This is a genomic window from Curtobacterium poinsettiae (assembly GCF_025677645.1).
GTDB lineage: Bacteria > Actinomycetota > Actinomycetes > Actinomycetales > Microbacteriaceae > Curtobacterium > Curtobacterium poinsettiae_A.
Genome location: NZ_CP106879.1, coordinates 136,963 through 159,929, shown reverse-complemented (window position 1 = coordinate 159,929; position 22,967 = coordinate 136,963). Strand labels below are relative to the sequence as shown.

Annotated in this window: 19 protein-coding genes and 1 tRNA gene; 9 read left to right on the top strand and 11 right to left on the bottom strand. The window is 68.3% G+C overall.

Annotated elements, in window-relative coordinates:
- Window positions 1-85 precede the first annotated feature (85 nt).
- The 4 genes from OE229_RS00780 to OE229_RS00765 all read right to left on the bottom strand — a co-directional run bounded on the left by OE229_RS00780 (window position 86) and on the right by OE229_RS00765 (window position 1,829).
- On the bottom strand, window positions 86-406 hold the full coding sequence (locus OE229_RS00780; RefSeq protein ID WP_027466636.1) for a hypothetical protein: 321 nt from the start codon (window positions 404-406) through the stop codon (window positions 86-88).
- 176 nt (window positions 407-582) lie between these two features.
- Complete coding sequence (locus tag OE229_RS00775; RefSeq protein ID WP_182066581.1) at window positions 583-1,419, bottom strand: SGNH/GDSL hydrolase family protein; 837 nt, start codon at window positions 1,417-1,419, stop codon at window positions 583-585.
- Between the two features lie 122 nt (window positions 1,420-1,541).
- A tRNA-Lys gene (locus OE229_RS00770) sits at window positions 1,542-1,614 on the bottom strand.
- Window positions 1,615-1,667: 53 nt separating this feature from the next.
- Window positions 1,668-1,829, bottom strand: coding sequence for a hypothetical protein (locus OE229_RS00765; protein WP_017888098.1), 162 nt, complete (start codon window positions 1,827-1,829; stop codon window positions 1,668-1,670).
- Window positions 1,830-1,956: 127 nt separating this feature from the next.
- Here OE229_RS00765 and OE229_RS00760 point away from each other — a divergent pair, with 127 nt between their 5' ends.
- The 3 genes from OE229_RS00760 (at window position 1,957) to OE229_RS00750 (ending at window position 4,594) form a co-directional block, all read left to right on the top strand.
- Complete coding sequence (locus OE229_RS00760; RefSeq protein WP_182066812.1) at window positions 1,957-2,586, top strand: DNA-directed RNA polymerase subunit beta; 630 nt, start codon at window positions 1,957-1,959, stop codon at window positions 2,584-2,586.
- A 536-nt stretch (window positions 2,587-3,122) separates the two neighbouring features.
- The gene (gene sigK / locus OE229_RS00755; RefSeq protein ID WP_027466633.1) at window positions 3,123-3,722 is read left to right on the top strand and encodes an ECF RNA polymerase sigma factor SigK; all 600 of its coding nucleotides are present in this window, start codon (window positions 3,123-3,125) and stop codon (window positions 3,720-3,722) included.
- Window positions 3,719-4,594, top strand: a complete 876-nt coding sequence (locus OE229_RS00750; RefSeq protein WP_262139272.1) for an anti-sigma factor — start codon at window positions 3,719-3,721, stop codon at window positions 4,592-4,594. The genes sigK and OE229_RS00750 overlap by 4 nt, the downstream gene beginning before the upstream one ends.
- Window positions 4,595-4,789: 195 nt before the next feature.
- Here OE229_RS00750 and pstB read toward each other — a convergent pair whose 3' ends face one another.
- The 6 genes from pstB to OE229_RS00720 form a co-directional block, all read right to left on the bottom strand.
- Window positions 4,790-5,569 carry a phosphate ABC transporter ATP-binding protein PstB gene (gene pstB / locus OE229_RS00745; protein WP_182066810.1) on the bottom strand — a complete coding sequence of 260 codons (780 nt, stop codon included), beginning with the start codon at window positions 5,567-5,569 and terminating at the stop codon, window positions 4,790-4,792.
- A 49-nt stretch (window positions 5,570-5,618) separates the two neighbouring features.
- A complete protein-coding gene (gene pstA / locus OE229_RS00740; RefSeq protein WP_182066809.1) occupies window positions 5,619-6,704 on the bottom strand; it encodes a phosphate ABC transporter permease PstA in 1,086 nt (361 codons plus the stop codon).
- A 13-nt stretch (window positions 6,705-6,717) separates the two neighbouring features.
- Window positions 6,718-7,668, bottom strand: coding sequence for a phosphate ABC transporter permease subunit PstC (gene pstC / locus OE229_RS00735; protein ID WP_110861811.1), 951 nt, complete (start codon window positions 7,666-7,668; stop codon window positions 6,718-6,720).
- A 142-nt stretch (window positions 7,669-7,810) separates the two neighbouring features.
- The gene (gene pstS, locus OE229_RS00730; protein ID WP_262139270.1) at window positions 7,811-8,917 is read right to left on the bottom strand and encodes a phosphate ABC transporter substrate-binding protein PstS; all 1,107 of its coding nucleotides are present in this window, start codon (window positions 8,915-8,917) and stop codon (window positions 7,811-7,813) included.
- Window positions 8,918-9,285: 368 nt separating this feature from the next.
- Window positions 9,286-10,233, bottom strand: a complete 948-nt coding sequence (locus tag OE229_RS00725) for an NUDIX hydrolase (RefSeq protein ID WP_262139268.1) — start codon at window positions 10,231-10,233, stop codon at window positions 9,286-9,288.
- The gene (locus OE229_RS00720; RefSeq protein WP_182066806.1) at window positions 10,230-12,395 is read right to left on the bottom strand and encodes an RNA degradosome polyphosphate kinase; all 2,166 of its coding nucleotides are present in this window, start codon (window positions 12,393-12,395) and stop codon (window positions 10,230-10,232) included. Before OE229_RS00720 ends, OE229_RS00725 begins: the two co-directional genes overlap by 4 nt.
- A 207-nt stretch (window positions 12,396-12,602) precedes the next feature.
- Between OE229_RS00720 and OE229_RS00715 the strand changes: the two genes are divergently transcribed.
- The 6 genes from OE229_RS00715 (at window position 12,603) to OE229_RS00690 (ending at window position 21,886) form a co-directional block, all read left to right on the top strand.
- Window positions 12,603-12,884, top strand: coding sequence for a hypothetical protein (locus OE229_RS00715; protein WP_027466625.1), 282 nt, complete (start codon window positions 12,603-12,605; stop codon window positions 12,882-12,884).
- A 117-nt stretch (window positions 12,885-13,001) separates the two neighbouring features.
- Window positions 13,002-18,431 carry a DUF6531 domain-containing protein gene (locus OE229_RS00710; RefSeq protein ID WP_262139266.1) on the top strand — a complete coding sequence of 1,810 codons (5,430 nt, stop codon included), beginning with the start codon at window positions 13,002-13,004 and terminating at the stop codon, window positions 18,429-18,431.
- A 1-nt stretch (window position 18,432) separates the two neighbouring features.
- A complete protein-coding gene (locus OE229_RS00705) occupies window positions 18,433-19,224 on the top strand; it encodes a hypothetical protein (protein ID WP_209135325.1) in 792 nt (263 codons plus the stop codon).
- 1,522 nt (window positions 19,225-20,746) lie between these two features.
- A complete protein-coding gene (locus tag OE229_RS00700; protein WP_262139264.1) occupies window positions 20,747-21,241 on the top strand; it encodes a hypothetical protein in 495 nt (164 codons plus the stop codon).
- A gap of 9 nt (window positions 21,242-21,250) precedes the next feature.
- A complete protein-coding gene (locus OE229_RS00695; protein WP_262139262.1) occupies window positions 21,251-21,565 on the top strand; it encodes a hypothetical protein in 315 nt (104 codons plus the stop codon).
- 39 nt (window positions 21,566-21,604) lie between these two features.
- The gene (locus tag OE229_RS00690) at window positions 21,605-21,886 is read left to right on the top strand and encodes a hypothetical protein (protein ID WP_262139261.1); all 282 of its coding nucleotides are present in this window, start codon (window positions 21,605-21,607) and stop codon (window positions 21,884-21,886) included.
- 318 nt (window positions 21,887-22,204) lie between these two features.
- Here OE229_RS00690 and OE229_RS00685 read toward each other — a convergent pair whose 3' ends face one another.
- A complete protein-coding gene (locus OE229_RS00685) occupies window positions 22,205-22,756 on the bottom strand; it encodes a hypothetical protein (protein ID WP_262139260.1) in 552 nt (183 codons plus the stop codon).
- Between the last annotated feature and the right edge of the window lie 211 nt (window positions 22,757-22,967).

The window sequence follows — 22,967 nt, the reverse complement described above, 5'->3', positions numbered from 1 at the left end:
ACTCCGGTCGGCGCCACCGCTGACACGAGGAAGGCCCCGCCGGGTGTCCGGCGGGGCCTTCTGCGTTCGTGTCGGACGCCGGGCGTCAGCCGCGGCGCATCCGGAGTGCCTCGACCGCGAGGGACTCGGTCGCGTACCGGCCGACCTCGTGCGCCCACGCCGGGTCGTCGCCACGGAGCGCGATGAAGTCCTTGCGCTGCCGGCAGACGTAGCCGAGCACGGCGGTGGCCGTCGCGACCTCGATGAAGTCCTTGCGGATGTGGCGGGTCGTGACCTGGGCGTTGCGGCGGAGCGTGTCGAGCAGGAGCTCGTTGCTCATCGTCGTGTTGGTCGCTGCTGCGAGCTCGACGATGCGGCGCGCGTCACCGGTGGTGCTGGTCTGCGTGGCCTCGATGGGCTCGATCACGGTGTACCCCGTTCGTTCGTGGTGGTGCTGTGCTGCAGGATCCGGTGATCGGATCCGGGAACGACACTATCGGCGGCAGGCCAACAATCCGCTGAGGGCGGGCTGTGGTGGGCAGGGGATCTGCCATGAGCCCGCTGGGGACGGGTTGTACCCCGTTCAGGACTGGGTGATCTCGCTCAGACGCAACGGGCGCTGCCGACGGGTGCGGCGAGGGCATCGAGGGATTCGCTGACGCGGTCCGCCAGGTACTGGTAACCGGCGTCGTTCGGGTGGCCGCCGTCGACGGCGGAGTACCCCGGACTGTTGCTCGACGTGAACCACCTGCCGGCGAGGGCGTCGATGTAGGGCACGCCGGCGGCGGCGGCCCCCGCGGAGACCGACGCGGCGACGCCGACGGTCGAGTTCGCCCACGGGAGCGGTGCTGACGGGCCGAGCGCGACCACGACGGCGTCCGGCCAGGTCTGCTGCGCCGTGCGGAGGGTCCGCTCCACCGTGGCGCGGAGGGTGTCCGCGTCGACGAGCCAGTCGTTCTGGCTGCCCTGCACGATCACGAGTTGGGGGTCGAACGAAGCGTGCCGCTCGATGCGGGGCCCGTACGTGTAGTGCGACGAACCGGTCCGACCGGTGTCGACGTAGCCCGTGCCCGGGTACCCGTCGATCTTGGCCGTCCACCCACGGTCCTCGCTGAGGTCCTGCGCCCAACCGCGGAGTCCGCTGGCCGAGCCCCGACCCGAGGTGTACGAGTCACCCACGATCAGGACGCGTGACCCGGGCTCGATCGCCGCGGCGACGCGGTCGGCCGAGACGCCGGGGGCAGCGACGGCCGAGGCCGAGGTCGACGAGGACACCGGCTGGCAGGCACTCGAGACGCTCGGCAGGATCAGCAGGAGTCCGGAGACCCCGAGTGCCATCGCCCCGAGGGCGAGTGCCGGCACCAGCTTCCGGCGGCGTCGGCGCATCGTCGCCGGGCCGGTGGGGGTGCCCGGCCGCTCGCGCTGCGATCGTCGGCCCATCCGTCGCATTCTAGACAAGAGTGCGAAGCGAGACTGGGAGGCAGGCGGTCCTGACCACGGTGTGGGCCCCGTGGGGCTCGAACCCACGACCCTCGGATGAAAAGCCGGCGTTCAGGAAGGTGTGGGCCCCGTGGGGCTCGAACCCACGACCCTCGGATTAAAAGTCCGGTGCTCTACCAACTGAGCTAGAGGCCCTCACCCGCAAGGCTAGCGGGTGAGGGCCTCGGGAGCGGAACCGTCGGTTCGGGTCAGCCCCGGCGTCCGGTGAGCGTCCGCAGCAGCCACGCGATGACCGCGATGATCAGCAGCACGATGCCGACGTAGAGCAGGAACTTCAGGCTCGCGGCGAACCCACCGACGAACAGCAGGATGACTGCGATCACAGCCAGGATGATGAGCAGGGCGTTCATGGGGGATCCTCTCCTTCACGTGCAGGGAGGAGCGCCTCCCTGCCGCAACACGGTACGCGTGGCACAGCCGTTGCGTTCTGGGCGAACGGGACGCGGGCGTGTCACCGGCCGCGCCTACACTGCTGCGGTGCCTCGCGATCACCACCGTCCCGTCCACTTCACCGACGCCGAGTTCGCCGCCATCCAGGGCGGTGAGGACCCGGCGCTGGTGAACCGTGTCGCGCACGAGACCGCGAACGCCCTGCTGCACCGGGTGCGCGAGGACCCGGACCCGGCCGTGGTCGAGCGGCTCGTCACCTACACCGACGTGCACGGCATCGACGCCATCGCGGAACTGTGGGCGCGGGTCGGGGCGCACACCCTGCCGGGGGCGCTCTGGCGGGTGTACCTGGTGCGCATCGTGATCCGGCAGAACCCGGAGGAGATTGCGTACCTGTTCGAGCGGGGCACGGCGCAGATCGGCACGATCGACCAGGCGGTCGCGGGTGTCGAGGAGCCGACGGGCCCGGCCGAGATCCTGACGCTCGCCGACCGCATCCTGCACGGTCTGTACACGGGCGACCTCGCGGTGGCGCTCGACCGCGGGGCGTCGTTCTGCCGTCTGACCGCCGCCGGCGCGACCGCCGTGGCGGACGAGTCCGACCTGGTGGCGTCCGAACGCGCGAGCGAACTCACGACGCGGGCGCTCCGCCTGACGGAGCTGGCGGCCGACCTGACCGAGGCGGCGGCGCTCTGGCGCCGCGACAGCCTGGACTGAGCGAGCGGCGGGACGGACCCGCACCGGGCCTCCAGGCAGGGCCGCGCAGCAGCGCGATGGCGCGCCAGGCCGAGGGCCGCGCAGCAGAAGACCGGAACGGATCCGGGCATGGAAAGACCGGGCCGCAGAAGCGCCTCTCGGCGCGAGGCCGCTCGAAGCGGCGAATTTTGGAGCCCGGGGCTTGCTGCGGCCCGGCGAGACCAAGTCTACGAGACGTCGGCTGAGCACTCGACCCTGTTCACTCATGGTGGACAGAACCGGACCCGGGCGTGCCCGCGCGCGCACCTTCGTCGGCGCGCCGCGCCCATCCCGCCGAGGAATCTCGACCCCCATCCAATCCACAGCGGGGACCGCGCCGAATCATCTGCGTGACGGACGGAATGCCCGTCACGAAGCGAGAGGCCCGGTGTGACCCGGACCGGCACCGCCGGTCAATTCCCTGTGGGTCACGCCGGCCCCTCGTCTCGATCGCCCATGCGGGGGCTTCGTGCTCACCGCCTGGTCAACGAAAGCAACCGAGAGGAGGGAAACCTGCAATGCTTGCCCTTGTGGATAGCGACACCGAACGCTGGAGCTCGTCAGAGCCAGCTCAGGCATCGCCGGACGACCTCCTCGCCCGGGTCGCCGCCGGTGACCAAGCCGCCTTCGCGGACCTCTACGACGCACTCTCCGGTCGGGTCCTCGGTCTGATCACGCGACTCCTCCGGGACCGCGCGCAGTCGGAAGAGGTCACGCAGGAGGTCTTCCTGGAGGTCTGGCAGCAGGCCACCCGCTTCGACCGGAAGCGCGGCACGGCCGCCAGCTGGGTCCTCACCATGGCCCACCGCCGAGCGGTCGACCGGGTCCGTGCCTCGCAGTCGTCGCACGACCGCGACACCAAGATCGGCATCCGCGACCTCGAGGCCGGGTTCGACCAGGTCTCCGAGTCCGTCGAGATCCGCATCGAGCACGAGCGCGTCGGCCGGGCGCTGGCGAAGCTCACCGAGTTCCAGCGGCAGGCCGTACAGCTCGCGTACTACGGCGGCTACTCGCACAGCGAGATGGCCGAACACCTCGGTGTCCCCATCGGCACCGTCAAGACCCGTCTCCGTGACGGGATGATCCGACTCCGAGACGAGATGGGGGTGACCTCATGACCGAACGCCACGACGACCCCGCACTGATGACGGGTTCCCACGCACTCGACGCGCTGTCCGACGACGAGCGCGCACTCCTCGAGGACGCCCTCCGGACGTCCCCCGAGCTGCAGGCCGAGAACGACTCGCTGCGCGAGACCGCGCTGCAGCTCGCCTACGCCGTCGCACCGATCGAGCCCCCCGCGTCGCTCAAGGCGTCGCTGCTGGCCCAGATCGCCACGACCCCGCAGGCCGCGCCCCTCGCCGACACGACGGTCGACCAGACCCCGGTCGCCGGGACCACCTCCGTCCAGGAGGCGCGCCCCGAGCCCGCCGGGCACGTCGCCTCGATCACTGACGGTCCCACCGCCGGTGGCCGGGCATCGTCCGAGGCCCGCCGCCGCTGGTTCCAGCGTCCGGCCGTCATGCTGACGGCCGCAGCCGCCGTCGCCGCGGTCTTCTTCGGCGGACTCGGCGTCGGGTCGATCTTCGATCCGAACGGGTCCGGCACCGGCACCACGCAGGCCTCGAGCGGCCTCGACCGCATCTACGCAGCCTCGGACTTCCAGCGCACCACGACCAAGGTCGCGGGCGGCGGATCCGCGACGGTCGTGTGGTCGAACGACCTCGGCAAGTCCGCGGTGATCCTCGACGGTGTCGAACAGGCACCGAAGGGCAAGACGTACGAGCTCTGGTACATCGGCTCCGAGGAGCAGGGCGGCACCATCAAGTCGGCCGGCCTGGTCGACGGTGCGGCCGATGGTGTGCACTCCGCTGTGCTCAAGGGTGCGATGTCCGAGGGCGCGACGATCGGCATGACGGTCGAGCCCGAGGGCGGTTCCGAGCAGCCGACCACCTCGCCGATCATGGCGGTCCCCACCACCACGGCGTGACGCCTCGGCGCTCCCGCTGGACCGCCACCGACGCAGAACGACGAAGCCGCTGTCCCACGACAGCGGCTTCGTCGTTCCGCGTCCGCCTCGGCACGCTGCCGGCGCTCCGGCGTGACCACGGAGGCCCGGTGCGCGTCCGTGGCGGACGTGCACCGGGCCTCCAGGCAGTCCGTCAGCGCGACGGACGGATGCCGATCAACCGAAGCGACCCGAGACGTAGTCCTCGGTGGCCTGCACGGACGGGTTCGAGAACATCGTCGCGGTGTCGTCGAACTCGATGAGCTTGCCCGGAGCGCCGGTACCGGCGATGTTGAAGAACGCCGTCTTGTCGCTGACGCGCGACGCCTGCTGCATGTTGTGGGTCACGATCACGATCGTGAACTCCTTCTTGAGGTCCTCGATCAGGTCCTCGATGGCCAGGGTCGAGATCGGGTCGAGTGCCGAGCAGGGCTCGTCCATCAGGAGCACGTCCGGCTCGACCGCGATCGCGCGGGCGATGCAGAGACGCTGCTGCTGCCCACCGGACAGGCCCATACCGGGCTTGTCGAGGCGGTCCTTGACCTCGTTCCACAGGTTCGCACCCTGCAGCGAGCGCTCGACGATGTCGTCGGCCTCGGACTTCGAGACGCGCTTGTTGTTCAGCTTCACACCCGCCAGCACGTTGTCGCGGATCGACATCGTGGGGAACGGGTTCGGACGCTGGAAGACCATGCCGACCTGACGACGGACGAGCACGGGGTCGACGCCGGCGCCGTACAGGTCGTCGCCGTCGATCTTGACCGAGCCCTCGACCCATGCGCCGGGGATGACCTCGTGCATGCGGTTCAGGGTGCGGAGGAAGGTGGACTTGCCGCAGCCCGACGGGCCGATGAAGGCCGTGACGGTGCGGGGCTCGATGGTGATGTCGACACCCTCGACCGCCTTGAACTTCGAGTAGTAGACGTTGAGGCCGTCGACCTCGATGCGCTTGGACACGTTGATCCTTCTGGGTGGGTGGTGTCGCTGGTTCCGCGGGGGCGGAGGGTCAGCGGCTGAGCTTGGGGGCGAAGAGACGGGTGATGAACCGGGCGAGCAGGTTGAGCAGCATCACGATCAGGATGAGCACCAGGGCCGCGGTCCAGGCCCGGTCGACGAACGGCACCGGGTTGGCGCCCTGCTGCGAGTACTGCGTGTACGCGTACACCGGCAGGGTCATCATCGGGTCACGGAACAGGTTGTAGTTCATGCTCGCGGTGAAGCCGGCCGTGACGAGCAGCGGGGCGGTCTCACCGATGACGCGGGCGATCGAGAGCATGACGCCGGTGGTGATGCCGGCGAGGCTGGTGGGGAGCACGACCTTGAGGATCGTGAGGTACTTCGGCACCCCGAGGGCGTACGAGGCCTCGCGGAGTTCCATCGGGACGATCTTCAGCACCTCTTCGGTGGAGCGCACGACGATCGGGATCATCAGCACCGACAGCGCGACGGAGCCGACCAGGCCGAAGCGGGCACCCGGGCCGAGGAACAGCGCGAAGAGCGCGTAGGCGAACAGACCGGCGACGATCGACGGGATGCCCGTCATGACGTCGACGAAGAACGTGATGCCCTTCGCCAGTGCGCCGCGACCGTACTCGACCAGGTAGATCGAGGTGAGCAGGCCGATCGGCACCGAGATGAGCGCCGCGAACAGCGTGATCTCGAGCGTGCCGATCAGGGCGTGGACCGCGCCGCCGCCCTCGGAGATGACCCCGCGCATCGAGTACGAGAAGAAGTTCGCGTCGAAGCGGGCGACGCCCTTGGCGATGACCGTCCAGAGCAGCGACACGAGCGGCAGGACCGCGATGACGAACGCCGTGACGACGAGCGAGGTGACCAGGCGGTCGACCGCCTTGCGGCCGCCCTCGACGATGCGCGAGATGACGACGATGAGGACGTCGAACAGGACCGTGCCGAGGAAGATCGCGGCCACGATGTTGAAGTCCTTGACGGCGCCACCGGCGTTGAGCAGGGCGAAGACCAGGACGAGGGCGACCCAGCTGCCGACGAGCAGCAGCCACGGGACGGAGGCGTGCAGCTTGCCGTTGGCGTAGACGTTGCCGGCGGTGCCGGTCTGACGGAGCGCGAGGGACATCGGGTGCGACCTCTCAGCTGACTCGGCTGCGGACGATGTACCGCGCGAGCATGTTGATGACCAGGGTGATGACGAAGAGGATCAGACCCGAGGCGATGAGCGCGTTCAGTGCCGTACCGGATGCCTCGGCGAACTGCAGGGCGATGTTCGCGGCGATCGTCGAGGGGTTCTGCGACGTCAGCATCTGGAACGTGACGTTCGTCGAGACCGACAGCACCAGCGCGATCGCCATCGTCTCGCCGAGCGCACGACCGAGGCCGAGCATGATCGCCGACACGATGCCGGACTTCGCGAACGGCAGGACCGACAGGCGGATCATCTCCCAGCGGGTCGCGCCGAGTGCCAGGGCCGCTTCCTCGTTGAGCGTCGGGGCCTGCAGGAAGATCTCACGCATGACCGCGGTCATGATCGGGATCGCCATGACGGCGAGGACGATCGACGCGGTCAGGATCGTGCGGCCGGTGCCGGACACCTGGCCGGAGAACAGCGGGAACCAGCCGAGGTACTCGTTCAGGAACACGTAGAACGGCTTCACCAGGGGCGCCAGCACGGCGATGCCCCAGAGGCCGTAGACGACCGACGGCACCGCGGCCAGCAGGTCGATCACGTAGCCGAGGACGGGCGCGAGTCGACGCGGCGCGAAGTGCGAGATGAACAGGGCGATCCCGAGGGACAGCGGCACGGCGATCACGAGCGCGATGAGCGCGGACCAGACGGTACCGAAGACCAGGGGGCCGACGAAGTCCCAGAAGTTCGTGGCCTTGCCCGGCAGCTCGCCGACCTTGGCGGAGAAGGCCGGGATGCTCTGCCAGACGAGGAACGCGGCGACGAGCACGAGCACGAAGAGGATGAGGCCGCCGGCGATGACCGAGGCTGCGGAGAAGACGCGGTCGCCGACACGGACGACGGCCTTCGGCTTGATCGGGGTGACGGTGGCCCCTGGCTGGGCCGGTGCGGTCGTCATGGGGTACTCCTGTCGGAGGGACGCCGGGGGAGGCGACGGGTTCTGGGGTGGTGGTGCGCGTCCGGGCGGGGTGGTCCTGGACGGCTGAGTGCCCGGACGCCGGTCAGGTGGGTGGGACCGGCGTCCGGGCGCTCAGGGGGCCTTACTTGATGGACGCGACCGCGTCCTTGGACTTCGACGCGAGGTCGGAGGAGAGGGCGGCCGACTTGGCCTCCTTGGCAGCGGCGTCCTGAGCGGCGCTCGAGACGACGTAGTCGAGGTAGCCCTTCACGAGCTCGGCCTTGTCGGCGTCCTTGTACTCCTGGCACGCGATGGCGTAGGAGACGAGGACCAGCGGCCAGGCACCGTCAGCGGTGTCCTTGCGGTCGATGTCGATCGCGAGGTCGTTGTCCTCACGGCCGGTCGCGATCTTCGAGTCGGCGACGACCTGCGCGGCACCGTCGGCCGAGAGCTCGGTCGCCTTGTCGCCGACCATCAGCTTCGCGCGGTCGAGGTCACCCGCACCGGAGTCGTCGATGTAGGTGATGGCGTTGGTGGCGTTGCCCATCGCGGAGGCGACACCGGAGGTGCCCTTCGCGCTGTCACCGACCGAGTACGGGAAGGTCTGGCTGGGCTCTTCGGTCCAGACGTCCGAGGCGTTCGCGGAAACGTACTCCGAGAAGTTCTGCGTGGTGCCCGAGTCGTCGGAGCGGTGGACGACCGTGATGTCGGCGTCCGGCAGCTTCGCGTCCTTGTTCAGGTCGGCGATCTGCGAGTCGTCCCACTTGGTGATCTTGCCCGAGAAGATGCCCGCGATGGTCTTCGCGTCGAGGGTCAGGTCGCTGACGCCGTCCACCTTGTACGCGATCGCGATCGGGGAGATGTAGACGGGGATGTCGATGCCCTTGGTGTCCGCCTTGCAGGACTCGAAGGTGCCCGAGAGCTCTTCGTCCTTCAGCGCGGCGTCGGAACCGGCGAAGTCCGCGGCACCCGACATGAAGTTCTCGCGGCCGGCGCCAGAGCCGTCCGGGGTGTAGTTCACCGTGACGCCCGAGGCCTCGTTCTGGAAACCGGCGGCCCAGGTGGCCTGCGCGGTCTGCTGTGCCGACGAGCCGGAGCCGGTCAGGGTGCCGGAGAGGCTCGAGTAGTCGTTACCGCTGGTGGAGGAGGACTCGGTGCTGCCCGCGTCCTCGTTCGCCGCGCACGAGGAGAGCACGACTGCGCCGGCGATCGCGATTGCTGCGATCGAACCGATTCGCTTGATGTTCACAGGGGTCCCTTCGGGAATGGAATGCAGTGGGACCACTGCGGTCCCTGGGCCGGTGCCGACCCGGGAGCGACTGTAGGGACGCGAGGTGACCGCAATCACCCCCGCTGGTGAACGGAAGGTGAACGAGGGGTTGTCGACGTCGGGGCAGCGTGCGCCGCCTCCGCGCGGGGAGCAGGATCGGGGGCACTGTGCGCTCGTTCGGAAGATGCGCACGCATGGTCGCGGACGAGCGGTCGGGAGGCCCGGATCGCGTTCCCGGGCGCGGCGCGCCCCCGTCGTGTGGCCGGGTTTCGAGCGCGTCCGCTGCGGTCCGGCGTTGTGGTGCGTGGCGCTGCGGTGTGGTGGCGCTGCGGCCCGGCGGTGGCTGGCTACGCCGGGATCGTGTTGCGGTGCGTCTCGACCGCGACGAGGGCGTCCCCGGCGATGTGCATGACGGAGAAGTCCCCGACGGACAGCATCGCGGCGCGGCGCAGGTCGAAGCGGCCGGAGTCGTCGGCGGTCGCGGTGGCGATCCGGGCGATGATGTCGGGCAGCACCGGGCCGTGCGAGCACAACACAGCGGTCTTGCCCTTGTCGAGCCGGCGCCGGACGACGCCCTTGACGTCTGCGGCTCCGCGGTCGTGGGCGTCCTGGCTGATGTCGGGGGTGCTCGAGACCCCGAGCTTCGTCGCGGCGGACAGCGGTTCGACGGTCGCGAGGCACCGCGCTGCCGTGCTGCTCACGATCTTCTTCGGGCCGAACGCCGCGACCGGTGCGGCGGCGGCCTTGGCCTGCGAGCGGCCGACCGGTAGCAGCGGACGGGTGGCGTCGGGGCCGTCCCAGTCCGAGCCGGGCACCGTCTTGGCGTGGCGCAGGGTGATCAGGGCGAACGTGCGGTGCTGCCCGGCGGCGGCGCGTTCGGCGAACCGGTCGAGGATCGCGACGTCCCGCTCGTACGTCAGGCGGTTGCGGGCGTCGTCGATCGTGACCCACTCGACTGCGGCGACCTCGTGGTTCGGGACGAATGCACCGGCGCGGGCGTACTCCTTGGCCGAGACCCGGGCCGCCCAGTAGTGCACGACCTTGTCGCGGCCGTTCGGCAGCACGTACTCGGCGGTGCCGAGCGGTGCACCGAGGTGGACGCGGTAGCCGGTCTCCTCGTCGATCTCGCGCACGGCGGTCGTCGGGACGGCCTCGCCCGGGTCCACCTTGCCCTTGGGCAGGGAGACGTCCTTGTGGTGGTCGCGGTGGATGAGCAGCACGAGGGGTGTGCCGTCCTGTTCGCGCCAGACGACCGCACCCGCAGCGACGACGGGGCCCGAGGGACCGCCGCTCACCGAGTCGAGCGCTTCCGGGCCGAGATCTTCCGCATGGTCACATTCTGCACGTCCTCGAGCGGACGGCCCGCATCGTCGGTGGAGTGCCGCGTCCACTCGCCGTCGGACTCCAGGTGCCACGAGCTGGCGGTGTCGGCCATCGCCAGGTCGAACATCTCCTGGATCTCGTTGATGTGGTCCGGGGCCACCAGCCGCACGAGCGCCTCGACGCGACGGTCGAGGTTGCGGTGCATCATGTCGGCGCTGCCGATGAAGACCGCCGGGTCCCCGTCGTTGTGGAACGCGAAGGCACGGGAGTGCTCGAGGTACCGCCCGACGATGCTCCGCACGCGGATGGTGTCGCTGACGCCTTCCATCCCCGGCTTGAGCGAACAGATGCCGCGCACCCAGATGTCGATCGGCACCCCGGCCTGGCTCGCCAGGTACAGCGCGTCGATGATCTGCTCGTCGACCATCGAGTTGACCTTGATCCGGATCCCCGAGGGCTTGCCGGCACGGGCGTTCGCCGCCTCGGTCTGGATGCGCTTGAGCAGGCCCTTCCGCAGGTGCAGCGGTGCCACGAGCAGGCGCTTGAACTTCTTCTCGATGGCGTAGCCGGACAACTCGTTGAACAGGCGGGTCAGGTCCTTGCCCACGGTGTCGTCCGAGGTGAAGAGGCCCATGTCCTCGTAGATGCGCGAGGTCTTCGGGTTGTAGTTGCCCGTGCCGATGTGGCTGTAGTGCTTGAGCGTCCCGCCCTCTTGCCGGATGACGAGCACCAGCTTCGAGTGCGTCTTCAGCCCCACCAGGCCGTAGACCACGTGGACACCGGCCTTCTCGAGTTTCCGGGCCCAGGTGATGTTGTTCTGCTCGTCGAAGCGCGCCTTGATCTCGACCAGCGCGAGGACCTGCTTGCCGGCTGCCGCGGCGTCGATGAGCGCCTCGACGATGGGGCTGTCACCGGAGGTGCGGTAGAGCGTCTGCTTGATCGCCAGGACGTTCGGGTCGGCGGCCGCCTGCTCGAGGAACGCCTGCACGCTCGTGGCGAAGGACTCGTAGGGGTGGTGGACCAGGACGTCGTTCGCCTTGATCGCACGGAACAGGTCGGGCTTCGTGTTCGGCTCGCCCGGCTGGAACTGCACCGGGGTCGTCGGCACGTGCTTCGGGTAGTGCAGGTCAGGACGGCTGATCTTCGCGATCTCGAACAGGCCGCCCAGGTCGAGCGGCGACGGCAGCCGGAAGACCTCTTCCTCGGTGATGTCGAGTTCGCGGACGAGCAGGTCGAGGGTCACCGGGTCCATGTCCTCGGTGATCTCGAGGCGGATCGGCGGACCGAACCGGCGGCGCAGCAGCTCACGTTCGAGGGCCTGGATGAGGTTCTCGGCCTCGTCCTCCTCGATCTCGACGTCCTCGTTGCGGGTCACACGGAACACGTGGTGCTCGAGGACCTCCATGCCGGGGAACAGGTCGTCGAGGTGGTTCGCGATGAGGTCTTCGAGCGGGATGAACCGCATCCGGCCGGAGTTGTCGTCGGGGAGCTTGATGAAGCGGGAGAAGTTCTGCGGCACCTTGAGGCGCGCGAACTCCTGCCGCTGCGACTTCGGGTTGCGGACCCGCACGGCCAGGTTCAGCGAGAGCCCGGAGATGTAGGGGAACGGGTGCGCCGGGTCGACGGCCAGGGGCATGAGCACCGGGAAGATCTGCTCGTTGAAGTACTCCCGCATCCGCTGCCGGTCGGCCTCGTCGAGGTCGGACCAGTGCTCGATGTGGATGCCCGCGGCATCGAGGTCCGGCTTGAGCGACCCGATGAACGCCTGGGCGTGCCGGTCCTGCAGCTCGTGGGCCTTCTTCGCGATGTCCCGCAGCACGTCACTGGGAGCACGGCCGACGTTGGTGGGGACGGCGATGCCGGTGTCGATGCGGCGCTTCAGGCCGGCGACGCGGACCATGAAGAACTCGTCGAGGTTGGACGCGAAGATCGCCAGGAAGTTCGCACGCTCCAGCAGGGGCTGCGTGCGGTCTTCACCGAGCTCGAGCACGCGCTGGTTGAACCGCAGCCAGCTGAGCTCACGATCGAAGTAGCGGTCCGTCGGCAGCGACTCGTGCTCGATCTCGACGACCTCGTCGAAGTCGTCGAGGTCGGGTGCGACGGATTCGCCGTCGAGCTGCGGTTCGGTGTCCATCCCCACATCCTGCCACCCGGCCCCCACGGTCGGAGGGGCCTCGGTGGCTGCTGTGGAAACCCGTGGTGAACCGTCGGTGTGTGGAGGAAACGTCACGGTATGCGGACGGTGACATCTCCCCGGCTTCGTGGGTATGGTGGGCCGTGTCAGAGCCTCCGGGGGGATTCCACTGCGCGGGGGTGCAGCTACGAATGAAAGAGGTTCATCATGTCGCGTGTCCTTTCGACCGAGCAGGCCAAGACCGCCATCCGTCAGGTCCAGTCGATCATCAACGGTGGTTTCACCGACCAGATCTCGCAGCTCGACGCCCAGGGCCGGATCCTGTCCGACTCGAACGTCTGGGACGGCCCGCTCGCGGCGACGTTCCGCGGGTCCACCTGGCCGGAGACCAAGGCTGCTCTCGACAAGGCGAAGACCGAGCTCGAGCAGCTCCGCACCCAGCTCGACAAGATCTCGCAGGACATCTTCACCGCAGGTGGCGGCGCGTAAGCACCAGCCTGTTCCCGCCCGGACCGTCGCACTCGCGGCGGCCCGGGCGTTCGCGGTCGGTGGGGCCGCTTCACCAGCACGATCAGCACGACCAGCACCGACCCTGGGGGGACGACCATGGCGAAGATCCACGCCAACACGGATCCGATCGAGTTCGACGATGCCACCGCGGATGCGCTGAAGAGCTCGCTGACCGCGTCGGCTGACGCGATCAGCGGGCAGAAGGCATCAAGGCAGTCGTACGTGACGACCGCCTCCCAGGAGTTCCGCGGGCACTTCTCGCAGCTCTTCACGCAGAACGCGGGGACGGCATCGAGCGACGCCACCAACATCGTCGACGCCCTCGAGACCGTCGCAGGGTGGATCGACACCATGAAGGTGGCCGCCGCCGACGAGCGTGCGCGGCGCAAGACCGCCCGCGAGTGGCAGGAGCGCGAGGACGGCCGCAACGGCTTCCAGGACTTCCTCAACGACACGGTCCACTACGACCCGATGCCGACCGTCGAGAACGAACCGGCGCCGAAGTTCGACCCGCCAGCGGTCACGACGAAGCCGCGTGACACCCCGAACCCCGGGGCCGGCGGTGGTGGCGGCGGCGGCACGTCCTCCGCCCGGCCCGCTGACCTCCGCTCGTTCGCGACCGGTTCCTCGACGCTGAACCGCGCCCTCGACGGCAAGCCCGGGGCGCTCCGTGGCAAGCTCGCCGACTTCGCCGCGAAGTGCTCGTGGGCCCACATCGACGCCGGCAGCGTCGTGACGGCGTTCGAGCAGTGGATCGCGGCGAACGACCAGGACGTCACGTGGGCCAACACCGTCGCCGACGCCTTCGCGGCTGCGGGAGGCGAAGGCGAGGTCTCGACCGTCGCGGACTCCGGGCTCGCAGCCGCGCTCGCCGCGGCCGGCGTCTCGCAGACCCGCACCGATCTGCAGTTCGAGCCGCCGACCGCCTACGGCGCTCAGCCCACCACCGGCTTCTCGATGGACCCGGTGAACACCACGACGGGCAACTTCCTCGAGCCGGAGCTCGACCTGGCGTTCACCGGTGCATCTGCGGCGTTGCAGGTGACCCGCATGTACAACTCCCTCGACCAGCACGTCGGGCTCTTCGGACCGGGGTGGGCGTCGATCCTCGAGACCCGCCTGCTCCTCGACGACGAAGGTGCGTCGTTCGTCGGTGCTGACGGCCGCCAGGTCCGCTTCCCGCGCGACGGAGACGGCTGGGCCCGTGGCGTCGGCGAGAACCGCTGGCTCGCGGACGAGGGCGACCGGCTCGTCGTCCGCGACAACCAGGGCGAACGCATCGACTTCTCACCGTCCGGGCTGTGGCTCGGACAGCGCGGCGGCGCGGGTACCGCGGTCCGCGTCGAGCGGGACGCCGACGACGTCGTCGTCCGTCTGGTGCACGAGCGCGGTCGCTCGATCGACGTCGACCACGTCGACGGCCGGGTAGCGGTGCTCCGCACCTCCGACGGCCGCCGGGTCGAGTACGGGTACGACGATCGCGGCCGACTCGTCTCGGCGACCGACGCCGTCGGCACCCGGACCTACGGCTGGAACGACGACGACCTGATCACGACGGTCACGAGTGCGGCCGGCGTCGTCGAGGTCGACAACACCTACGACGACCAGCGTCGCGTGGTCGAACAGATCAGCCCGCACGGCCGTTCCGTGCGCTTCGCGTACCTGCCCGGCCGCGTCACGGTGGTGTCGGACCACGACGGCTCGCGGTCGAACTCCTACATCGCCGACGCCAAGGGGCGTCTGGTCGGGGTCATCGACTCCGACGACCGACGCCAGTCGATGAGCTACGACCGGCACGGCAACCTGGTGTCGGCGACCGAGCGCGACGGGTCGGTGACCGTCCACGCGTACGACGACCGCGGCCGGAAGACCCGGACCGTCACGCCGTCCGGCGGCGACCTGACCTACGGGTACGACGACCAGGACCGCGTGACGACGGTCGTCACCGAGGCCGGTGCCGTCGTCACCTACGAGTACGTGGGCGACGATCGCGACCCGTCGGTCATCATCGACCCGGTCGGCGGCCGGACGGAGCTGACCTGGGACGTGGGGCTCCTGCGCCGGGTGGACGACCCCACCGGCGTGCGGATCGAACTCGAGTACGACGCCTTCGGCGAGCTGATCGCGACGACGAACGCGCTCGGTGACACCGCGCGCGTCGAGCGTGATGCCGCCGGACGGCCGACTGCGGCGATCAGCCCCACCGGCGCTCGGACCGAGTACCGTTACGACGCCACGGGTCTGCTGGAGTCCCGGCAGGATGCCGACGGAGCGGTCTGGCGCTTCGAGTATGCAACCGGCGGCCGGATCAGCGCGGTCATCGGCCCACTCGGGGCGCGCACCGAGTACACATACTCACCGGACGGCGAACTGCACACCGTCACCGACCCCCTGGGTCGCACCACGACCGGGACGTACGACGACCAGGCGAACCTCGCGCGGCTCGAGATGCCGGGCGGCGCGGACTGGACGTTCGCGCACGACGCTTTGTCGCGCCTCCAGGCCGTCACCGACCCGGCGGGCGCGACTTGGAGCCGCGAATACGACGTGAACGGCCGCCTGTCGAGCGTGGTCGACCCGACCGGGGTCCGTCAGGACTTCGCGGAGGATGTCAAGACCGGGGTCGCGTCGCTGCGCGACGCCTTCGACGCGGTCACGGTGCGGTTCGACGCCTACGGACGACCGGTCGAGAGCGCCAGCGACGAGTTCGGCTCCGAGCTCGTCACCTACGACGCTGCGGGACGCCCCATCGAACTCGTCGACGGGGAGGGCGGACTGACCAGGATCGAACGCGACCTCGCGGGCCGGGTGATCGCGCTCACCACCCCGTCCGGCGCACGCACAACTTACGAGTACGACCTCTGCGGCCGTCCGTCGGCCGCAACCGATCCGACCGGTGCACGCACCGTGCTCGAGTACGACGCGCACTCGCGTGTCGTCCGGTGGACGCTGCCCACTGGGGACACAGAGCAGATCATCTACGACGCAGTCGGGCGCGTGGTCGCGCGTACGACGCCGGGGTCCGGCACCAGTCGGTTCCGCTACGACGCTGCCGGGAGGGTCGTCTCGGTCCGTGACGCACGGTACGGCCGTCGCCGGTTCCGCTACGATGCCGCGGGTCAGCTCGCCGCGGTCGTCAATGGTCTCGGCGGTGTCACCACCTTCGCCCACGACGAGCGAGGTCGGCTCACCACCGTCACCGACCCAACGGGTGGGGTCACAACCCGCACGTACGACGACGCTGACCGCATCACAGGCGTGACCGACCCGCTCGGGCGCACCACGACCGCGGCCTACGACGCGGCGGGCCGTCAGATCGCCCAGACCGATCCCGACGGCCACACCGTCACCTGGTCCTACGACGCGGCCGGCCGGCAGCGGGACGTCGGCGTCGACGGTGTCGTCCAGTTCGAGCTCCGGCGGGACGCCCTCGGCCGGACTCTGGTCGTCACCGACCACACCCGCGGTGCCGGACGGAGTGTGGAGCACGAGCTGCACCACGACCGACGGGGGCTCCTGGTCCGTCGAAGCCGTGGCTCGGCGGCGATTGGCTGGGAGTACGACGCCGACGGGAACCGCACGGCGCGCATCGACCCTGCCGGAACCCACACCGCGTTCCGCCGGAACGCCGCCGGACACGTGACCGCGGTGGAGCGGGGCGGTCTCGGAGCCGGCACCTTCGCGTACGACGCCGCCGGGCGCATCGTCCAGTCGGCGACCGGAGACCTCGTGCAGGCGTGGTCGTACGAGGGTGGTGTCCTCGTGGCACACACCACGACCACGCCCGACGGTGCCCAGGTCACCCGGATCGCACGCGACGACGACGGCCGGGTCGCCGCGATCGATGGCCCCGACGGACGCGTCGATTACACGTTCGACCTTGCCGGGCAGCTCGTCCGCGCAGGCGACTCCACCTGGGAGTATGACTCCGCCGGTCGGCTGGTGTCCGAGACCGTCGACGGCGTCACGACCACGCACGAGTACGACCGCGCCGGACAGCTGACCGCCACGCTGCGCGACGGTGAGCGGACGGAATACTTGCACGACGGGCTCGGCCGCCGGGTGCGTCGCACCGAGCCGGACGGTTCCACGACCGAGTACACCTGGTCGCCGCTGGGGTACCTCGCGGGGCTCGTGACCCGCGACCCCTCCTACGCCGAGACCGCGCGCAACGACGTGTGGACGGACGCGCTCGGCGAACTCGCCGCCGTCGATGACGTCGAGGCATGGTGGGACACCGCGGCCGCCGTGCCTTCCCTGATTTCGATCGGTGGGACGAGCGTCCTCGACCTCCCGGGTGGCGTCACCGCCGTCGGAACGAAGTGGACCACGCCGGGATGGCGCGACGCCCGGGCCACCGATGCATCCGACCCATGGGCGGTGCTCGCCGGGGTGTCCGTCGCCGCGCTGCCCGCAACCGTCAAACTCACCGCGACCGGTGGAATCAGCATCGGCGGCCTCGAGTGGCTCGGTGCTCGCGTCTATGACCCTGCCGCCCGTGGCTTCCTGTCTGTTGACCCACTCGCGCCCGTGCTCGGGTCGGGATGGTCAGGGAACCCGTACTCCTACGCCGGGAACGATCCGTTGCACTCGGTGGACCCCTTAGGTCTCCGGCCGGCGACCGACGCTGACCTCCAGACGTACCGGGATGCGCATCAAGGGGTGTTCGATGGCGGCTGGTGGAAGGACAACTGGGAGTACGTCGTTGGCGGAGCTGCGATTGTGGGCGGCGGCATCCTGATGTTCACGGGAGTTGGCGGACCAGCCGGGATGATGCTGATCAGTGGCGGTATCGATGTCATCACACAGAAGGCAACCACTGGCAACGTCAACTGGGCTCAGGTGGCCGGCGCAACCGCGCTTGGCGCGATCCCGGGAGGGGCGGGGTCGCTCTTCAAGGCCGCGAAGTACGGCGGGCAAGGGCTTCGCGTCGCCGAAAACGTCGCTGCCCCTACGACCAGGGTCGTCAAGTCCCTAGCAACGAACATGGCAGTCAACGGCGCGGCTGGCTCTGGCTTCGGTGTTGCTGCGAACGTCGTCACGAGCGTGACGTCGAACAAGCCGATCACTGCGAGAGGGCTGCTTGGTTCCGCTGGAGGTGGGTTCGTGGCCGGCTCCGTCAGTGGCCTTGCCGGTCCAGCCGGAGGGAGCATCGCAGAGCACTTGCAACGTCCGGTGGAGTCAGTGGTCTCAAAGTTGGGCACATCGGCCGTGGGATCGGTGGGGGCTACGGCTGGCACGACTGTCGACCACTGGATATCGGGCGAGGACATGTCCTGGAACGACGTGATCTGGAGCACGGCGTCGGGTGCCGCCGCCCCCCACCTCTCGTTCGGCGAGAAGTACACCCAGACCAACTTCGATGCCCTTCGCAAGGTTCCCTATACTCAGACCCAGACGTGGCAGGGATTGACCGGAAGCGGGCGAAACGCTGTTGCCCTTCGGGGAGGAGCGGCGATCGGTTCCGCTGTCGGCGCTGGAGGAGACGTCGTCCACGATGCCGTGAGTGGCCTGATGGGATGGTGAATTGAGTACTCGAGAGCGCCGGTATCGCCCGCTGAGTCGAGCGGGCGTCGTCGGTAACGTCACGCTGATCGCCCTCACGGCCGCGGTCGCGTTCTTCTTCGGATTGCAGCAGCTGACGTTCCCGGTCGTCTTGACGAATGTGCTGCTCGCCGTCGCCGTCGCCGGCCTGCTGGGGTTCCTCGGCTCGGGGTGGGCAATGGTCGGCCTTGCGGTCGCGTTCTTCGGAGGGCCCCTTGCAACCAAGTTCTTGCTCGTCGGCGCGCAGCTGTCGATCCAGACCTGGTTCATGAGCCTCATCGCCGGTTGGACCCTCGGGGCACTGGCCCGGCGGTACGCCGACAGGGGCCTCCCTGGTCGTGACCGAGCCTCGGGACCTGCGCTGCAGTGGTGGGTGCGCGGCCGGCGATACGTGCAGAACTCCCCGACTGCGGCTCAAGTGGAAGCGAAGGTTCGTGGCCTCGACGGCCGTGAACGAACATTGGTCATCGTCATCGACCGAGATCGTCAGATCAACATCTGTGGTGATGCGGCAGGGGAGATCATCGTGTTCAGGACCGAGGACGCAACCGATGAAGAGCGGTGGGAGCTTCCGCTCGGTGGCCCGGTTGATGCGTCGGATGTTGTCGAGATCGCCATGGGAAACGTTTCTGCTCCCGTGGCTCGAGGCCTCACGCTGGACGTAGAAGCAGCGTTGAAGATCGTCGAAGCGTTCCTTGCGAAGAAGAGGGTTGATGACGCCGCAGGAACCTGGCGCGGTGGTGACGTGTTGACTGTTCGGCCTTCGCTGCCGTGATTGATGGTGGCGCTCTTCACGAGGATGGCACTGCGAGCAAAGGGGTAGCGCGTCCACGGAAACAGAGGCAGGATTACGATCTGACTATGCGACGCCGCTTTCCGTGAGTGACCGTCGTGTCCTGGCCAAATAATGCCAGCTGACTGGATTCCGTAGTTGACTTCCCCGGCCGGCCTGGAGGTGTGCCTTTGCACCGAAGTCATATCTGCTGGGGTCACACGAAGGCGACCATGTGGCAGCTGCTTGATGCCAACAAGCGAATTCGGTTGCTCGGTCGGCGGGGCAGCGGGCTAGAGGTGCTGAACGGTGTCGAGGGCCGACAGCGGCGCATGTGCCGCAGCACGTCGCTCCGTGACGAGAGGTGTACTGATTGAGTGAGCCAGCCGCCGCGCCGGAGCCCCCGAAGAAGGGCAATCGAGGGTCCTGGATCATCCTGGGCGTCTGGGCTTTCGGCGTCATGGTCTCGCTAGTAGTGCTGCTGATGTGGTCATATTGGATGAGCGCGTACGATGAAACGCACCGGAAAACTATGCCGTGCAGCGTCTCTGGCGCAGAGGTCTACGCAGGGTCTACGGCGACCCGCACTGGATTGGGGGCACCGTTCTCCTACGTGAAGGTGGAGACAGAAGACTGCGGCGTTCTCATCTTGCAGGGGGTGAGAAAGTCTTCACAGGAGCACGTTGCGCGGGATTTGTCTGGAGGCGGGACGTTCCAGTTTTCGTTAGGCGCATCCTCCTGGTGGTTCCGAGGTGCGCTCCAGGTGATCAATCGGTATCCGACAGCTTTTCGAGTATGAGCGACGAGTTGCAACATCCAAGGCTGCTCTGTAGGAGTGCTGCCGAGCAGATTCACTCTGATTGCGAGAGAACGCGCGTGACAAGATCTCGAACGGGGCCGAAGGGCCCGGTGTCCAGCGACGTCGTCGAGTTGTGCGAGGTCGGGTCACGGCGATTGTTGTGTTGGCGTTGATTGTCGGTGGCCCCGCGATGCTTTTCGGGGTCGGGCCGTTGATCCTCAAATCCTACGACGTTCATCACATGATCGAAGTGCACTGTGTCGCCAACGCCGCACGGGCCGATGTTGCGTCGAGCCGGGGGACCAACGGAGTCGGAAGTTCCGATCCGCAGGTGGTGATCGGCGCTAGCTGCGGTGAACTCATTCTCAAACGTGGAGTGTCTCGCGATATATGCGCAAGATAGCCGACGCTGTTGAGGTGGATAGGTCTTACGTGTTCAGTGTCGGGGAGGGGTCTTTCGACCTTCGTTCAACACTTCGTCTTCTGCATGTGTCGCCGGAGACGTACGGGATGGAGCTGATCAAGAGTGTAGGGTGATTGCATCTTGGCTTCCGTTTCCGAGGCGTTGTGAGCGAAATAGCTCTGTCCGGCGGTGACGTTGTGGCTTGAGGAGCAGGGAGTGGCAAGAGCGCTCGGCACGCGGCGGCGGAAACTCGCCGCCTGTGCGAGAAGGTCGGTGATGGTGAGTTGAGCAGTCGAGTGTGCCGTTATCGCCCGCTGACTCGAGTGGGCGTCGTCGGCACGTATCGTCCTGCTCAAAAGGGCCCTGCGCGTGTCTTCCTTGAGCGGTTGCAGGCCATCGGACTGTTGTTCTTGATCATCGGGATCCCGGTGGGCACGTTCGGTTTCGGCCCGTCGATTCTCGCGTCGTACGACGATGGGCACCGCATGAAGGTTGTGTGTCGGGTCGATTCGGCAGAGGCGAACATGTCGTCTTCCCGGTCCGCGAAGGGAGCCGGCGGTGCACAGCCCCAGGTCACCTTCCACACGAATTGCGGGAATCTTCTCTACCTGGAAGGCGTCGATCGGTCCAGCATGCAGCGGATAGCGTCTGCGGTGGAACTAGGCGAGCGCTACCGATTCACGGTCGGTGCGGGCTCTTTCAAGCTGCGTTCCGGCCTCAAGATCCTGAAGGTGGCGCCGGAGATCTACAGCTACGCCGCAGTGGCCGCCTCGGAGGTTCCTCGGCGTGGATCGCGTGACAGCCCAAAGGACGAGTGAGCCGGAGCGGTGATGCTGAGACGAAGGAGAACACGGGACGAGGTCATCGCGCTGTGCAACGAGGTGGCCGGATTCCTCTGCCGGATGGGGGCTCGTGAGGCGGAGGGCTTTTACCTCCGCCAGGCCGAGGCGCTCCGCGTCGAGGAGGCGTGGCTTGCTCGGCGGCGGATCTACCGAAGGATCTACTCCGCGTCGAACACGGGGGCAGGGGGCATGGGCGACATGTTCGTGGTCACGCCTGACGGCACGGGCGATGTCCCTGCGACCGAAGCGTTCCAGCGGTCACTCTCAGCGCTGCTTCGGGCGACGCGCACATTCCCGTGATGGACTCGCTGTTCCAGCGCTGAAGGGGCACGGCAGAACATGACCTTGTCGGAATTGCTCAAGCAACTCGACGATCACGCCGTCGAGGACGCCGCGTCGGCTGTGAAGATAGCCGCCGTACGATCTGCCCTCATTGCCGCATTCGAGCAGGCGCCCGACCATCCGGCGTACCGCAGCGGGATACAGGGCGCCGCCCGCCTTGTTGCCGACACCTGGCCCTACAAGAGCGAGCTGGGGGCGCTGGTGCTGGCCTTTTCCGAAGCGGTGCGACGCGACATTGCCCCGCACCGCACGACGGACACTGGGGCTGCGGTCGAGTGATCCAGGACTGAACGACTCGCACCGTCAGCTCCGCGCACAGCACTGCGGGCTCGCTTCGCTCCCTGACGGCCATCGGCTCGTCGACGTCGCAGGTCGTGTTCGAGACGTCCGACCGCGGGGCGCTCGTGCTGTCTGGGCTGCGGATCGCGACAAGAGGAGGACCTGGCCGAGGGGGAGCGCTACCGGTTCGACGTCGGCGAGGGTTCCTTCACCATGCGGGCGTTCCTGAACACGATCCGCCAGGCCGTGTACGTGATGAGCTTAGAGCCCGCGCGAACACGGTAGGTCCGTCTGCCCAGTGCCGCAGCAGTACGCCGCTCAGCGTCCGAAGGCCCGCACGAACTCGCCCCACTGCGCAGGCGCACGCTGCTCGAGCCATGCGCAGAGCTCGGGGTAGGCGGCGTCGATCGACAGGACGCTGATCACGCCGCGTTGGCCGTGCACCTTGATGTCGAGCCCGCCGAACCGGTTGGTGGTGGGCCGGATGCGCTTGATCGCCGCCGGGTCGACGGTCCGCGCGGCACGGAACATCGGCGTCACGACCAGCTGCGAGTCGTACGCCTCGACGCGACGGCGCTTCTGCCCGACGCCGAGGTAGACGAACAGGAGCCCGAACAGCACCATGCCGACGCCGGCGATGAGCATGCCGATCGCGTCGGGGTCGTCGAGCAGGGTGAGCGTGGCCAGGAAGAAGAACCCGCCGACGACGATGAAGACGATCCCGATGATCCGGAGCAGCAGGTAGCTGAACCGGCGAGCACGGACGGTGAAGAGCACGCCGTACGCCTCGTCGCCCACGACGGTGGACGGTGGCCGCTTCCGGTCGTTTTGACGGACGAGCGCGCTGACGGCGGCCGGGATTGCGACCATCGCCGCCAGGGCTATCACCACCGGCGACAGGTTGATGTTCACTGGTCCGCCCCCGTTCGTGCGTTCGTGCGCCGTCGTTCAAAGGGCGTGACGCCCTGGTCCCCCTGGATCATGCGTGCAGAGTATCAGCGGGCTGTGGACAGGGCAGGGCCCGCCCCGGATGCTCTATGTTGGATTTCAGTAGCGAGCTGTGGCCCGAACGGGGGTGGCT